Source organism: Vibrio sp. S234-5 (genome assembly GCF_000960595.1).
Lineage (GTDB): Bacteria > Pseudomonadota > Gammaproteobacteria > Enterobacterales > Vibrionaceae > Vibrio.
This window is the reverse complement of record NZ_JZAM01000295.1, coordinates 45271-57987: the sequence shown is the minus strand read 5'-3', so window position 1 is coordinate 57987 and position 12717 is coordinate 45271. Positions and strand designations below refer to the sequence as shown.

Annotated in this window: 11 protein-coding genes; 10 read left to right on the top strand and 1 reads right to left on the bottom strand. The window is 51.7% G+C overall.

Translation table 11 applies throughout. The features are described 5' to 3' along the window. Positions 1 to 111: 111 nt before the first annotated feature. Entirely contained in the window at positions 112 to 759 is a 648-nt protein-coding gene (locus UF06_RS18135) for a LuxR C-terminal-related transcriptional regulator (RefSeq protein ID WP_045571696.1), read from the bottom strand. Between the two features lie 296 nt (positions 760 to 1055). On the opposite strand from UF06_RS18135, the gene UF06_RS18125 reads away from it, so the two are divergent. The 10 genes from UF06_RS18125 (at position 1056) to UF06_RS18080 (ending at position 12717) form a co-directional block, all read left to right on the top strand. Further along, on the top strand, positions 1056 to 1598 hold the full coding sequence (locus UF06_RS18125) for a single-stranded DNA-binding protein (RefSeq protein ID WP_045571694.1): 543 nt from the start codon (positions 1056 to 1058) through the stop codon (positions 1596 to 1598). Between the two features lie 150 nt (positions 1599 to 1748). After that, complete coding sequence (csrD, locus tag UF06_RS18120) at positions 1749 to 3743, top strand: RNase E specificity factor CsrD (RefSeq protein ID WP_045571693.1); 1995 nt, start codon at positions 1749 to 1751, stop codon at positions 3741 to 3743. A gap of 12 nt (positions 3744 to 3755) precedes the next feature. Next, positions 3756 to 5195: an MSHA biogenesis protein MshI gene (locus UF06_RS18115; protein ID WP_045571692.1), complete on the top strand. Its 1440-nt coding sequence runs from the start codon at positions 3756 to 3758 to the stop codon at positions 5193 to 5195. Further along, positions 5195 to 5845 (top strand): type 4a pilus biogenesis protein PilO, encoded by a 651-nt coding sequence (pilO, locus tag UF06_RS18110; RefSeq protein ID WP_045571691.1) that lies wholly within the window; start codon positions 5195 to 5197, stop codon positions 5843 to 5845. Before UF06_RS18115 ends, pilO begins: the two co-directional genes overlap by 1 nt. 1 nt (position 5846) lies before the next feature. Further along, the gene (locus tag UF06_RS18105) at positions 5847 to 6155 is read left to right on the top strand and encodes an MSHA biogenesis protein MshK (protein WP_242402035.1); all 309 of its coding nucleotides are present in this window, start codon (positions 5847 to 5849) and stop codon (positions 6153 to 6155) included. Between the two features lie 18 nt (positions 6156 to 6173). After that, positions 6174 to 7826 (top strand): pilus (MSHA type) biogenesis protein MshL, encoded by a 1653-nt coding sequence (mshL, locus tag UF06_RS18100; RefSeq protein WP_045571758.1) that lies wholly within the window; start codon positions 6174 to 6176, stop codon positions 7824 to 7826. A gap of 13 nt (positions 7827 to 7839) precedes the next feature. Beyond that, positions 7840 to 8685 carry an AAA family ATPase gene (locus UF06_RS18095; RefSeq protein ID WP_045571689.1) on the top strand — a complete coding sequence of 282 codons (846 nt, stop codon included), beginning with the start codon at positions 7840 to 7842 and terminating at the stop codon, positions 8683 to 8685. After that, the gene (locus tag UF06_RS18090) at positions 8682 to 9767 is read left to right on the top strand and encodes an MSHA biogenesis protein MshN (protein ID WP_045571688.1); all 1086 of its coding nucleotides are present in this window, start codon (positions 8682 to 8684) and stop codon (positions 9765 to 9767) included. Before UF06_RS18095 ends, UF06_RS18090 begins: the two co-directional genes overlap by 4 nt. Then, on the top strand, positions 9764 to 11488 hold the full coding sequence (locus UF06_RS18085; RefSeq protein ID WP_045571687.1) for a GspE/PulE family protein: 1725 nt from the start codon (positions 9764 to 9766) through the stop codon (positions 11486 to 11488). The genes UF06_RS18090 and UF06_RS18085 overlap by 4 nt, the downstream gene beginning before the upstream one ends. Before the next feature lie 8 nt (positions 11489 to 11496). Continuing rightward, entirely contained in the window at positions 11497 to 12717 is a 1221-nt protein-coding gene (locus tag UF06_RS18080; protein WP_045571686.1) for a type II secretion system F family protein, read from the top strand.

Genomic DNA, 12717 nt, shown 5'->3' with positions numbered 1-12717 from the left:
GACAGGCGCATGAAAGGGCGCTCGCTGCACGGTTGGCTGCATAAGATGCTGCGATTCTAACCCGAGAGCGAGCGATACCCTATAAACAAACCACAAATTCTGCCCATTTTGTTACGAGAGTAGATGTTGATCGGCCCAGGCGGTGGCCTGAAGACGGTTTTTTACCGAAAGCTTTTTAAAAATCTGGTAGAGATGCGATTTGACCGTGTATTCGCTGATAAACAGATCTTCGGCGATGTGGGCATTGCTCGCTCCAGCTTGTAAGCAACGTAGCACTTGAATTTCGCGAATAGTCAGATCCACATTGGCGGGCGCGGTATGGGTGTTGAACATATTGCGGTAGTAATGCAGAAGCTGCGCTTGAATGTGGCGAGGTAGCCAGTTTTGCCCTTCAATCACGGCAATAGCACCTTCCGCAATTTTTTCGACGCTGCTATCAGAGTAGAACACCGCTTTGCTTTGCCCAAGTCCGAGCAGTTCATCGGTGCTCAGTCGCTTTGGTACGTTGAAAATGATGGTTTCAAAGTTTTTGCAAATCAGTGGCAGATTTTTAATTTGTGAAAGCAATGCTTTGTGTTCTTGATAGTCGATCAGCAGGATGCGGTTGCGGTGCAATGGATCGATACGCATCAAGGTTTCTGGGTTAATCGCTGGTATCGGAAGATCGATAGCGCGTGCTAAGGTATCAATAAATACTGGGGGCTGTGCGTGTGCTCGCTGGAGAAAGAATAAGCTTCTGGCATAGGAGGATTTTCTCATGTGTGGCTCCGAAAGATAAAAATTGACCTAATGATAAGTGGGATGGTTGAGAAATTGTCATTGATGGCAGGCCAATACCAGCAGGGCAGGAATGAAATGCGTCGAGTTTCAAAGGGGGAAGTAAATGAGCAGTTTGTCAGAGAGAAAAAGTGTTTAGCTGCTCTGAAAAAATGCGCTATGGAGCTTTTATTACTGAGTGTTAAACCAGACACTCTTTTGACTGTTTTTACCACAGACAAAAGCGTGCTATCCTAATGCGCTAAAATTAAATACCGACAGCTTAAACGGAGCACATCATGGCCAGCCGTGGAATTAATAAAGTAATCTTGGTAGGGAACCTGGGTAACGACCCTGAAATTCGTTATATGCCAAGCGGCGGTGCAGTGGCTAACATTACCGTTGCTACTTCGGAAACTTGGCGCGATAAAGCGACTGGCGAACCGCGTGAAAAAACGGAATGGCATCGTGTTACCCTGTATGGAAAACTCGCTGAAGTCGCAGGTGAATACCTGCGTAAAGGCTCTCAGGTTTACATTGAAGGCCAATTGCAGACCCGTAAGTGGCAAGATCAAAGTGGCCAAGATCGCTACTCAACGGACATCGTGGTACAAGGCTACAGCGGTGTGATGCAGATGCTGGGTGGACGCCAACAAGGTGGTGCGCCAGCGATGGGTGGTGCACCTCAGGCGCAGCAGCAAGGGGGTTGGGGACAGCCACAACAACCTGCCGCGCATCAGCAGCAGTCATATCAAGCGCCTGCACAGCAGCATGCGCCGCAGCAATCTCAGCCGCAGTATAATGAACCACCAATGGATTTCGATGACGATATTCCGTTTTGACGGTTACTTGAGATCTACCAAAAGCCGCGGTCCCGCGGCTTTTTCAATGACACTTCTCACATCTTAAGTCATTAGATTGTTAACCATTCTCTTATCAAGTATATATAGATCAATACGGTATATAATGAATGGAAAAGGAATTCGGTATTCATGAGGTATACCCCAACTCTCAAGCTCAGCACTCGCCTAGTGGCTTTCGTCACTGTCATCGTGATCAGCGCGATGTTCATTCTTTTTGTCGGCGGCACGTTGTCGTTTAAACGGCTTGGGCAGGAGTATCTCAACCACTATTTGGCTGGCATTGTCGAAGTGCTGGACAAGGAGATGGAAGATCCGGATGCCGCCTATTCCATGCAGCGCTGGATGCCCAAGATGCTGCAAGCGTCCAACATCGTCGAAATGAAACTCTCCACCGATTCCGGTGTGGTTTACCGTTTCAAAGACACCTCACCGCAAATTGACCCCAATCGACTTTATGGACAGCGTTACCAGTTGGAACGTAACCCGGGCTATCACGTTGAGTTCAAAGCGGTGCCGCCTTACGTCGGGTTTGGTTACTCGCTGCAAGCGTTTTGGTCAATCACCCTAGCGGTGGGATTAATCATCTTCTGCTTAATGCGCGGCCTGAAATGGTTAAAAGCGCAGTTGCATGGCTCAGAGTTACTGGAAGAGCGTGGGCGGATGATTTTAGCTGGGAGGGTCGAGCAATTTGCCAAAGGTGACGAACAAGAGTGGCCCTACACTGCCAGCGAAGCGTTGGATCGTTTAATTGAAGAGCTGCAAGATGCCCGCCAAGAACGCAGCCGCTTTGATACCTTTATTCGTACGCAGACCTTTCTTGATAAGCTGACGGGCACAGCCAATCGCGTGTTGTTCGATAACAAATTAGAGTCGGCGTTACAAGAGAGTGGCGCGCAAGGTGGCGTGGTGCTGGTACGTATTGCCGATTGGAAAAGCGTACTGGAAGAGAATGACAAACTGATCGCCGACGAGTTTATTGTCGAAGTGGGCAGTTTGCTTTCCAACCTTGTGCAACGTTATCCAGACGTGGTCTTTTCTCGCTATTACAACGCCGATTTTGCGCTCTTTATTCCCCATCAAAGTGCCAAAGATGTGGCTAATCTCGCTTCACAGTGCATTCGTCAACTGGAGAAATTACACCCGCTGTACCCTCTCGACAAAGAAAACTGGTGCCATATTGGCATCACCATGTATCAGGAAGGTGAACGCCACAATCAGATCATGGACGAAGCGGAAACCGCGTTGCGCAGTGCGCAACTGCAGAACAATAACAACTGGAGCCGCTTTAAAAAGTGGAACCAAGTCGATGAGATCCGCGGCAGTGTAAAATGGCGTACCATTTTTGAGACAACACTGCATGCTGAAAGTGTGTTACTCTTTGGACAGCCCGCTTATCTATTAAATAACAATCAGTTGGATTTACTACATACTGAATTAACGTGTCGAATTCACGATCCGGAAAATGGCATTGTGAAAGCATCGAGGTACATGTCGGCGCTCAAACAAGTCGGGTTTGAAAGCCAAATGGATAGGGCGGTGTTAAGTAAAGCATTTGGTTTTTTACGTTCATCCACTGAGCAGATCGTCCCTCTCTCTCTGAATGTGAATGTCACTCCGTTTGCAAACCGCCGCCATTTCAAATGGTTCCGTGATGAACTGCTACAGTTAACCAGTGAAAAGCGTGCTTTATTAAGCTTTGAGTTTGTTGAAAGTCATCTGGTGCGACACCTCGACTACATGCGACCAGTGGCAAAAATGCTCAAGGGCTTAGGTTGTCAACTGGTGGTCGGGCAAGCTGGTAGAACCATCGTCAGTACCCACTATCTGAAAGATTTGCATGTAGACTATTTAAAACTGCATCGAAGTTTGGCAAAAAACATCGAAAAACGGCATGAGAATCAACTGTTTGTGCGTAGTATGCTGGGCGCTGGTGAAGGCACAAAGGTACGAGTGATAGCGGTCGGTGTGGAGACCCAGCAAGAGTGGGACACCTTAGTTGAATTAGGTATTCACGGTGGTCAGGGGCGCTACTTTAGCCACGAGTCGCAACTGTTGCCGCCGCCGTTGAAAAATGAAGAAAAACAGAACAAGCCAGGGAGACGTAATCGCTGGCGACGAAAATAAGTGGAACTCTAAATGAATGTGCAGTCGTTGTTAGCGAAGCTGAAAGGTCAATCTCAGCAAGGACATCATCATGTTGCCCTATTGCAGCCCGATGCGATCTACTTTGCCTCAAGCACACAACACGACCAGCCCGCGCACGTCGAGCCTATCAACAGTAGCTGGGAAAAAAGCCTAGCGCATGTTTTGCAATTGAAAGTCACGCCAGGGCAGCGGGTATCTATTGTTCTGGCGAGCCATCACTACCAAATTTTCCAGTTAGATAAGCCCGCGATTCCACGCAGCGAATGGCCAGCGGCGCTGCCTTTTCTCGTCAAAGATCTCATCTCTGAGCGGGTGAGCGATATTGTCGCCGATGGGCGCTTGTTGCCCGGAGACAACAAGATTCAAGTCTACGTATTGGCCAAAAAAGTGGTCGATAAAATTGTCGACGTGCTTCTGCGCAATCAATGCGAATTGGACGCCATCATTCCTGAAGATGAAGTGTGGGCGCACAGCGCGGGCGAGTTGGCGAACTTCATTTTGTTGCAACGCAGCCATAAAGGGCAGTTTAAACTTGGCGCGTTCGTTGATTATACCCCCACTTTTCAGCGCACCATCCGCTCTGTCTATCCGCCACTGACAGGGGAATCCGCCAGTGCCTTGCAACTTGATGGACTAGCGCTGGAGTTACAGCGCTCAATGGATTACCTCTCATCGCAATTGAAAGGGGTCACGCTCAACCAACTTAAAATCTGCTGTGACGACGAAGATCAAAATGCGCTGGTGGCGTCATTAAGTGAGCGCCTAACGGCGAGTACTTCGCTCATTGCATCGTCGGCGTTGCAATGTGGGCAAATCGTAGTTAACACCGCGCTTTCCCTTGGGTCGCCTTCAGTTAACCTTTATCCGCAGCACCTCAGGCCAAAACGTGATCGCTTTAATCTCACCACGCTTGTTGCCTCTTGGCTTCTCGCCGCGCTTGTTCTTGGTGGTATGTACGGATTGGCGCGCTGGCAGCAGGCGCAACTCGCTCAAGAGTTAGCCGTTGCACAAGCGCAATCACAACAATTTAAGCAGCAGTTGGCTGCGCAGCAGGCAAAATTGGCGGCGCATAAACCTGCCGCGGAAAAGCTCGCGGCAGTGGAACGCTTAAAGCAACAAATTCAGGCCACGCAAGCCTCATTGGCGGCAGTCGGCAATTATGACCAATCTCGCCAAGGCGGGTATTCCGAGATCATGCAAGCGCTGGCCAAGCTTGGCAGAAATGACATCTCTCTGAGCGACATCTACATCACGCATGATCGACTCGATTTAAAAGGTGTGGCCCGCAGTGCCAGCGTGGTGCCCAACTGGGTAAACCAGTTTAAGCAGGAAGTGAGCTTGGTTGGCCGCAACTTTGAAAAAGTTCGCCTAGGCCGCAATGAACAGGACGTGATTACCTTTGAACTCAGAACTCGCGCAGAGGGTAAATAATGAATTCGTGGTGGAAAGGGCTGAGCGACAAGTTCATCGCATTGAGTGGCCGAGAAAAAGGCTTGATTGCCCTGTGTGGCTTGGTGGTGATTGTGCTTAGCGTATCGACACTGCTGCTTGAACCCTTGTGGAAAGCGCTGGAAGCGCAAAAAACACAGTTGTCGGCACTGGTGTTGAATAACCAGCGCCATGAAGGGGAACTGTTGGTGATTCAGGCTAAGCTGAATAAAGATCCTAACCAAGAGGTCGATATTGAACTTAAGAACCTAATGCAAAGAAGCCAAGAGCTCGACATGCAGCTTTCAGAGGTGGTGAGCAATTTAATCTCGCCAAGCCAGATGGCGGCCCTTTTGGAAAGCGTGCTCGACACCAGTAGCGGCATCAAATTGGTCTCGTTGGAGTCGTTAACCGCAGAGCCCATTGGTGGCGATGCGCAAAACTCGGCTTACTCGGGCTACTATGTCCATCCCGTACGCCTTGAGCTGACTGGCAGCTACTTTGCGGTGGTCAATTATCTCAATCAACTGGAGAGCCTACCGGTGAACTATTATTGGCGCAGTTTCCATTACCAGGTAGAAAACTATCCGCAGGCGCGATTGATACTGCAAGTGTATACCTTGGGCACGAGACAGGAGTTTATCGGTGGTTAGAGTGGCGATCTTGTGGCTGTGCTTGCTAACGCTGCCAAGTTGGGCCGCGCAAGACCCGACGGCGCCGCTGTCTTGGATGGCACCTGCTCCCGTGCAAGCCAAATCGACCAGCAGAGCGGTCAGTTTGCCTGTATTGCAAAGTATCGTGTGTGAGCGCGAGTGCGTGGCGGTGATGGATGATCAGGTTGTGGCCCGCGGTGATGTGCTGCGTAACTTTCGAGTAGAGAGTGTGACTCCGGAGGCAGTGACGTTAGCGCAAGGCGCGCGCCAATGGCAGCTTGAACTGTTTAATTTAGATGTAAAACAATAAGTAAGGTTGAATCAAATGATGCGAAAGATTGTAGTTGGAGTCATCTCAACCTCTTTGCTTGGTTGCGCCATGGGGCATCGCGATCCGGTTGAGATTAAGCAGACCTTGAATCAATCGATTAATGAAAGTAACAGCCGCGCACTCGACGAACTGCCCGCGTCCGTGCAAGAGGATCTGATGCCCGAACTTGGCAATGACGGCTTGGACAATAGCGACAAAACCCTGAAGCGTTTTCGCATTCAAGCTAACCAAGTTGAAGCGCGCGCTTTTTTTGCCTCTCTGGTGAAAGGCACCGAATTTAGTGTTGCCGTCCATCCTCATGTGGCTGGCCGTATTACCCTGAATGTCAGTGATGTGACTCTTGATGACATCTTATCCGTAGTGCAAGACATGTATGGCTACGATGTGGTCAAAACGGGCAAAGTGATCCAAGTTTATCCGGCGGGGCTGCGCACCGTAACGATCCCGGTTGACTATATCCAGTTTCAGCGCTCTGGCCGCTCGCTGACCAGTATTGTTACGGGTTCGATTACATCCAATGAGTCTAGTGGGGGGGCTAACCGAAATAGTGAGAGTTCAAGTAAGCGCTCTGAGGATGGTTCAAATTCAAGCAGCTCTTCGCAAGTCTCGACGTCAAGCAATGGCGGCACACGGATCGAAACGTTTACCGAAAGTAATTTTTGGCCTTTATTGCAACAAGCGGTCAGCCGCCTGATTGGTTCTGGCGACGGGCAAAGTGTGGTGGTGACGCCACAAGCTAGTGTGATCACCGTGCGCGCCTACCCAGACGAGATTCGCGAAGTGCGTCAGTTTTTGGGCGTCTCCCAGCAGCGTATGCAGCGCCAAGTGATTTTAGAGACGAAAATTTTGGAAGTGACCCTAAGTGATGGCTATCAGCAAGGGATCAACTGGTCGAATCTATCTTCCTCAATTGGTAACTCAGGCAGTGTGGTTATTGACCGTACAGGTCTTTCGACGCTACCAGGGCTGGACGCTATTGGCTCGTTGCTCAAAGGGCAAACCAATGTCACGCTCTCAGATGGCAGCTTTGAAGCGGTACTGAGTTTTATGTCGACTCAAGGTGATCTGAACGTTTTGTCTAGCCCGAGAGTCACGGCGGCGAACAATCAGAAAGCGGTAATTAAAGTCGGCAGCGATGAGTATTATGTGACCGCTATGTCGAGCGTCGCGGGTTCAGGAGACAGCGCCAATGTCGCGCCGGAAGTGACGTTAACCCCGTTCTTCTCCGGTATTTCACTCGATGTCACCCCACAAATTGACGACAACGGCAATGTTTTCTTGCACGTCCACCCTGCGGTGATCGAAGTCGAAACCGACGTGAAAAATCTTAATCTGGGTGGTAACTATGCCGATGTTTCGCTACCACTCGCCAAAAGCTCCATTCGTGAATCAGACTCAGTGATCCGCGCGCGTGATGGGGATGTGGTGGTGATTGGGGGCTTGATGAAATCGAACACCATCGATCGGGTATCGAAAGTGCCTTTCTTGGGCGATATTCCTGCCTTGGGGCATCTGTTTCGTAATACCAGTAAGTTGACGCAAAAAACCGAGCTGGTGATTTTGCTTAAACCAACCGTGGTTGGCGTCAACACGTGGCAGAAAGAGTTGGAACGTTCGCGCGATCTGCTGCAAGAATGGTTCCCAGAATAACTGCGGAAAAAGCATGTATTGGCAACACTTTGGTTTTCACTTTGCACCGTTTTCATTAACGCCCAATACCGAGCTGTTTTTAGGCTTGGCGCCTCACTATGAGGCGATTCAAACTGTGCTCGCGGCGCTAGAGATGGGCGAAGGGGTGATCAAAGTAACCGGAGAAGTGGGCACGGGAAAAACTATGCTGTGCCGCATGCTGATTGAACAGCTAAGCGGTCATGCGCAACTGGTCTATCTGCCCACGCCGGTGCTCTCCGGTAGCGAGCTGCAAATGGCGGTGGCGCGTGAGCTCGGATTAAGCTCAGTGGAGCCCATCGATGTGGTGCCACGTATTCAGCAGGCGTTAATTGTCGCCAAGCGCGAGCACAAGCCGACGGTGCTCTTGCTTGATGAAGCGCAGGCCCTGCCACTAGAGGCGCTGGAAGCGCTGCGCCTGTTTGGCAATTTGGAAACCGAGCAAGACAAACTGTTGCAGATCGTCCTGTTTGGTCAGCCTGAGCTGGATGAACGTATGGCGCAGCACGAGCTCAGACAACTGCGCCAACGCATCACCTTCAATTGTACCTTGCGTCCGCTCACGGTGGCTGAAGGGGTCGCGTATCTCGATAATCGGCTGAGTAAAGCTGGTGGCAGGAGTGATTTGCTGACTCTGGAGCAGAAAAAAGCGCTGTGGCGTAGCGCAAAAGGGATCCCGAGGTTGATGAATCAGCTTTGCCACAAAGCCTTGTTGCTGGCCTATCAGCAGCAAAGTGTCACGGTAACAAACCGTCATCTCTATCTGGCGATGCAGGATACCTTTGATGCCCGCAAACCGATGTTTACGACCCCGATTTGGTGGGGATGGAGTCATACTTGAGCGAAATTAACCAAGCGCTGGCCGAATTGGCGAGTAAAAAACAAACCACAGCTCAATTGCAACGAGCGGAGATCCCGCACTTACCGTCCAGTAAGCCTTTTCTCTGGCTCGTTGTCGGGTTTAGCTTAAGCCTCGCCGTGGGCGGCTGGGCAGTTACGCAGTCTAGTACGCAGCAACCAGCGCTGATAAACAGCATGGCCGTTTCTGCCCCAACCGTAGCGCCGCTTCAACCCGCTGCGACTCTTTCTCCGACATTAAAAACGCCGCCAACTGAGTTGCTCACGCAAAGCGAACCTGCTTTATCGGTTGCAGCGCCACAGAAAAAAACAGAAGAAAAACGACCAGTTCCCAGTATTCGCCCTGTGATACAAGAGAAAAGCTCGACCAGTAAACCCGCGGTCATGACGATAAAAGCAGAAGAAAAGACGCCAAGGGCAACAATCGCCAGTGAAAGCGAACCATCTAACGTCTCTATGGTGATTGAACAAGTGGAGTTGACGCCTGCACAACTGGCCGAAAAGTCGGTCAGCCGCGCAGAAAAAGCGCTCGATGCGGGCGATCTGCAAACCGCTTTGTCGTCCTACAACGAAGCGCTGCGTTACACCGCTAACGATGAAATGACGCGGCAAAAATTGGCGACGCTCTATTTTGGCAAAGGTGATAACCGCAAGGCGTATGAGCTATTGCAAACCGGCATCAACCTCAACCCGGAAGGCGAAACGCTGCGCTTGGCACTGGCGAAAATGCTACTCAAAGCCGATCAAGAAGAAGCGGCGCTTAGCCCTTTGTTGGCACTAAGCGCTGCACCGAGCAAAGACTATTTGGCGATGCGCGCTGCGCTGGCGCAAAAAATGAAAAAAGACGAGATTGCCTTAGAGAGCTATCAGCAACTGATCCAGCTAGACAGTGACAATGCGCGCTGGTGGCTGGGGGTGGCAATACAGCAAGAGCGCGCCATGCAGCTAAAAGATGCCAAAGTGTCTTACCAAACGGCACTGCAAAAAATGGGCATTTCCAGTCAGTCGCAGCGCTTTATTCAAGAGCGCCTCAAAGTATTGCAAGAGTTGGAGAGTGTGCAATGAAAGTTCGCTTAAGAAAACGACTGGGTGATCTGCTGGTTGAAGAGGGGATCATCAACGAAACCCAACTCAATCAGGCGTTGAGCGTGCAAGGCAGCAGTGGCCGCAAGCTTGGCGATACCCTTATTGATCTCGGCTTTCTCACCGAACAGCAAATGCTGGCGTTTCTTGCTCAACAGCTCAATCTACCGTTGATCGATTTAAGCCGCGCCATGGTCGACATTGATGCGGTGCAACTGCTGCCCGAGGTGCATGCTCGCCGTCTGCGTGCGTTGGTGATTGGCCAGCAAGGTGACACCTTGCGCGTGGCGATGAGTGACCCGGCCGATCTGATTGCGCAGGAGGCGCTGCTTGGTCAGCTTGGTCAGTATGGGTTGGAGTTTGTCATCGCGCCTGAGCGGCAACTGGTGGAAAGCTTTGACCGCTATTATCGCCGCACCAAAGAGATCGCCACTTTCGCCGAACAGCTGCAGGCCGAGCATCAAGGCAACGACAGTTTTGATTACAGCCTCGAAGACGACGACAGCGACGAAGTGACGGTGGTGAAGCTGATCAATTCCATGTTTGAAGATGCGATTCAGGTTGCTGCGTCCGACATTCACATTGAGCCGGATGCCAATGTACTGCGTCTGCGTCAGCGCATCGATGGCATCTTGCATGAAACCTTACTCAACGAAGTCAACATTGCGCCTGCGTTGGTGCTGCGCCTTAAGTTGATGGCCAATCTGGATATTTCAGAAAAGCGTCTGCCGCAAGATGGGCGCTTTAACATTCGCGCCAAAGGGCAGTCGGTTGACGTGCGTCTCTCCACCATGCCGGTGCAATACGGCGAATCGGTGGTGATGCGTTTGCTCAATCAGTCGAGCGGGGTGCGCAAGCTGGAAGAGTCCGGTTTACCGGAGGATCTTCTGCTGAGATTGCGCCGCCAGTTAAAACGCCCGCACGGCATGATCTTGGTGACCGGGCCAACGGGTTCGGGCAAAACCACCACCTTGTATGGCGCGCTTACCGAGCTCAATCAGCCGGGCAAAAAGATCATTACCGCCGAAGATCCAGTTGAATATCGCTTGTCGCGGGTGAACCAAGTGCAGATCAACCCGAAGATCGATCTCGACTTTTCTACCGTGCTGCGCACCTTCTTGCGCCAAGATCCAGACATCATCTTGATTGGTGAGATGCGTGATCAGGAGACGGTCGAGATTGGCCTACGCGCTGCCCTGACGGGTCACTTGGTGCTCAGTACCCTACACACCAATGATGCGGTAGATAGCGCGCTACGCATGATAGATATGGGCGCGCCGGGTTATCTGGTCGCCAGCGCGGTGCGTGCGGTGGTGGCGCAGCGTCTGGTGCGGCGCATCTGCCCCGATTGCAAAACCGAAGAGAGCGTCGATGAGGCGCGCCAAGCGTGGCTGAGTCAGCGCTTTCCCAATCAGACCGAAGCGCGCTTTGTCAAAGGGCGAGGTTGCCAGAACTGCAACTTAACCGGCTATCGTGGCCGTATCGGCGTGTTTGAAATGTTGGAGCTCGATCACCGCATGATAGACGCACTGCGCGCCAATGATGCGGTCGGTTTTGCCGAGGCGGCGAGACGCAGCGAAAACTACAAACCGCTGTTGGCGTCGGCGATGGAGCTGGCGCTGCAAGGGGTGGTAAGCCTGGATGAAGTGATGACGCTGGGCGAAGGGGATACCTCCGGCCACGTTGACGCGATTCTGCTTTAAGGGAAATTATGGCGACATTTCGGTATCAAGGGCGCACCCTAGACGGCAACAAAACCAGCGGACAGATTGATGCGGTCACCTCTGAGGCGGCGGCCGAGCAGTTGATGAGCCGTGGCGTGATCCCAATTGAGATTCGCCAAGGGAAAAGCGCTGGCGGCAGCCAATTTGATTTGCGCGGCTTGCTGACCCCCGCCATTCCACTGGAAATTTTGGTGCTGTTTTGTCGCCAACTGTTTAGCTTAACTAAAGCAGGCGTGCCTTTGCTGCGCTCAATGCGCGGTCTGGTGCAAAACTGCGAAAACAAACAGCTCAAAGCGGCACTGGAAGAGGTGGTGGCCGAGCTGACCAATGGACGCAGTTTGTCGGCGGCGATGCAGATGCACAGTAAGGTGTTTAGCCCGCTGTTTGTTTCGATGATCAACGTTGGTGAGAATACCGGTCGGCTAGATCAAGCGTTGCAGCAACTGGCCACTTACTATGAGCAAGATCTGGAAACGCGCAAACGGATCAAAACCGCGATGCGTTATCCGACGTTTGTGATCAGCTTTATTTTGGTGGCGATGTTTGTGCTCAACGTCAAAGTGATCCCGCAGTTTGCCTCGATGTTTAGCCGCTTTGGGGTTGATCTGCCATTACCAACGCGCATTTTGATTGGCATGTCGGAGTTTTTTGTTAACTACTGGATGCTGCTGCTCGGCGGCATTGTCGGCTTAGTATTCGCGTTTCGCGCTTGGGTCGGCACTAGCAACGGCAGAGAGCGCTGGGACAAGTGGCGCTTGAAATTGCCCGTGGTCGGCGGCGTGGTTAATCGGGCGCAGTTGTCGCGTTTTTCGCGCACCTTTGCGCTGATGCTAAAAGCGGGCGTGCCGCTTAATCAGTCGCTGGCACTCTCGGCGGAAGCGATCGGCAATCGCTTTCTCGAACTGCGCATTTTGGAAATGAAAGCGGCGATCGAAGCGGGTAGCGCCATCTCCACCACGGCGATCAACAGCGGTATTTTTACCCCGCTGGTGATCCAGATGATCTCGGTCGGTGAAGAGACGGGGCGAATTGATGAGCTGCTGCTCGAAGTGGCGGACTTTTATGATCGCGAAGTGGATTACGATCTCAAAACCCTTACGGCGCGCATCGAGCCGATTTTGCTGGTGGTGGTCGCTTCGATGGTGTTGATATTGGCACTGGGCATCTTCCTGCCGATGTGGGGAATGCTCGATGCGATTAAGGGTTAG